General features: G+C 46.0%; 3 protein-coding genes. All 3 read right to left on the bottom strand.

All coding sequences use genetic code 11. The features are described from left to right. Positions 1-884, bottom strand: an 884-nt coding sequence (locus ACUVJL_RS20520) for a heme o synthase (RefSeq protein ID WP_445247520.1), incomplete at its 3' end; no start/stop codon positions are given. Between the two features lie 161 nt (positions 885-1,045). Further along, positions 1,046-1,960: a COX15/CtaA family protein gene (locus tag ACUVJL_RS20515; protein ID WP_445247519.1), complete on the bottom strand. Its 915-nt coding sequence runs from the start codon at positions 1,958-1,960 to the stop codon at positions 1,046-1,048. 490 nt (positions 1,961-2,450) lie between these two features. Then, a partial coding sequence (locus ACUVJL_RS20510) for a hypothetical protein (protein WP_445247518.1) occupies positions 2,451-2,662 on the bottom strand: 212 nt, incomplete at its 5' end.

The following is a 2,662-nucleotide window of genomic DNA, read 5'->3' as shown; positions in this document are numbered from 1 at the left end:
GCGCACAATAGCATCAGGTACAGAATAGAGTATTTAAAGAGCGATCGCGCAACAATCTTATCCTCTGGAGTCTGCAACAGCAACCAAGCTTTTTGGGCAAAAATAGCACCCAGGAAAATAGCTGTCCCCGCATACACCGCGCCCGCTAAATTCAGGGGATAAACTAGCAGCAAAGTTGCAAGAATCATCAATAGCGTGTAAATCCAAATTTGGCGGGCTGTCTCTTCGTCGCCCTCAATTACCGGCAACATCGGGACGCCTACTTCCTTGTATTCATCGCGAATCATCATTGCTAATGCCCAAAAATGCGGCGGTGTCCACAGGAATATAATCCCAAACAGCAGCCACGCACCCCAACTCAAATCTCCCGTCACCGCAGCCCACCCAACTAGCGGGGGAATTGCCCCTGCTGCACCGCCGATAACGATGTTTTGCACGCTGTGACGCTTCAGCCAGTGGGTGTAAATTAGGACATAGAAAACGATGCCTGACATTGCTAGCAATGCCGCTAATAAGTTGGCAACAACTGTCAGCAATGTAAAGGATATTGTAGCTAGGGCGATCGCAAATATCAAAGCATCCCGTTTCTTGACACGCCCGGAAGGAATCGGCCGCCAGCGGGTGCGCTCCATAATATAATCGATGTCGCTGTCGTAGACGCAATTGATCGTATTCGCCGACGCCGAAGCTAAAGCGCCTCCGGTGATAGTTGATACCAGCAATAGCGGATCGACTTCTCCTTTGGCGGCCATCCACATTCCCGCTGAGGTGGTGATTAGCAGCAGTAAAATAATTCTCGGTTTTGTTAATTGATAGTAACTTTTTGCCACTTGCGAAAAGTTTTCGTGGAGGCGGGGGCTATTGTTTGTAAGAACTTCTTGCATCGGTTATTAGTTGTTAGTTGTCAGTTAGTTGTCAGTTAGTTGTCATTGGTTCGTAGGGGCGGGTTTTACGAGAGATATCTGCCGTAGCTAAAAGGATTAATAAACCCGCCCCTACAAGACATTGGACTATAATAACGATGCTACCGGAAATGATATTACTCTCAAGCTGATAAAACCCGATCGCGCCAAGCTAAAACACTAAACGCTACCAAGGTTCCCAGCAAAGCAGCACCGACTGCTTGGTGGGCGACAGTCAGCGGTTCTACCTGAAGGTGCAGCCGGAAAGTTGCTAATCCCAGAACTAATTGAGCAATCAGGCAAACACTAGCCCAATTCCCTAGTTTTCGCAAGTTTGCACTTAGTGCGGGCTGCCGCCAAGCTATGATTGCTACTGCTAAAGTGGCTGCGGTAGCTGGTACTACGCCTATGATGTGGCTGTTCATTACCGAGCACAATTCTGAGGAACCAAAACATTGGTGCAGCGCCCATCGAGAGCCGACTAATGCTCCTAGCAAACTTTGCAGGTAAACTAACAATGCTGCGATCGAACTTACCCAAGCTAATTTACCCGTATTGCCTGTAGCTTCGTAGGGTGTTAGCATGAAACCGATGACTAGCAGCGCGCAAAAAAACAGTAAAGCTGTTCCCAAGTGAGCGGTAACGATGTCAAATCTCAGCAGTTGTGTGACTGTCAAGCCGCCCAATACGCCTTGAAAAACGATTAAAAATACTGCCCCAGCGCTGGCAATCGGGAGCCATTTTGGGAGGCGGCTGCGGTAAAACAAAGATAGTCCTAAAAGGCCGATCGCACTTAAGCCGATCGCTGCGGCATCCAAACGGTGAAACCATTCCAAAAATACCTGCAAATTCATTTGCGCTGCGGGTATTAATTGACCGTAGCACAGCGGCCAATCCGGGCAAGCGAGCCCCGCATTCATCACCCGCGTGGCGCTGCCTACAGCCATTAACAGCCAAGTTGCGATCGCAATTTTCCACACTAGGCCGCGGATAATATCTTGTGGCTGCCACTGCACTCCTGCTGCTGCGTTTGGCTGATTTAAAACTGAGTTTGCCATGAAATTTACCTTAGCCTTTGTTATCGCTCGAACTTAATTAAATATTGAGGTTTTGCTTTGGCTGAGCTTAGCCGAGCTTAACACTCTTTTCCTCTGACAAACCGTCATTTTTACTACCTTAGCGACTCTTTTATGCACTTAGTTTGTCTTTAGAAAATTTTCAACTTTCTTTTTTATATTACAAAACATTTCCTTTATTTTGTCAAACTTAAAAAAACTTTAATCTTTCCCCGCCCCTAGATAATTCAGAACTCCCCCACTGTCGAGATTTGGCGGAATAATAAAGATATGATTAAGAAAAAGAATTTAATAAATAATTGTGATATTAGCAGAGCCAAAGTGTTTATAAACAACTAAACAGTATAAAAAAACCTCTAAAATATCATTCGCAACCAACTATAGCAATCCTCGCATCATTTGTGAATTTCTTACTCCCGAACCGCGGCTTCGGGGAGGGTTGGGGTGGGGTAAAAAATTTATGACTCATTTCTTACTCCCTCCCCTTAGCAAGGGGAGGGTTGGGGTGGGGTAAAAAATTTATGACTCCTGCAATAATTGCTATATATTTAGCTGATTGTTCTACCCTAGTAGGAAGTATGACGGCAAATAAAACCGCAGTCAACAAGTTAAGCAAGCTATAAGCCAGCGACTCTTTAGTCGAGGCTTCGTAGCCCCGAGCAAGCAGTTCAAGGATGGAAAAAG

This window comes from Microcoleus sp. OTE_8_concoct_300, from assembly GCF_031383065.1.
GTDB lineage: Bacteria > Cyanobacteriota > Cyanobacteriia > Cyanobacteriales > Microcoleaceae > Microcoleus.
Note: the sequence above shows the minus strand (reverse complement) of the source record. Positions and strands in the feature narration are given on the sequence as shown.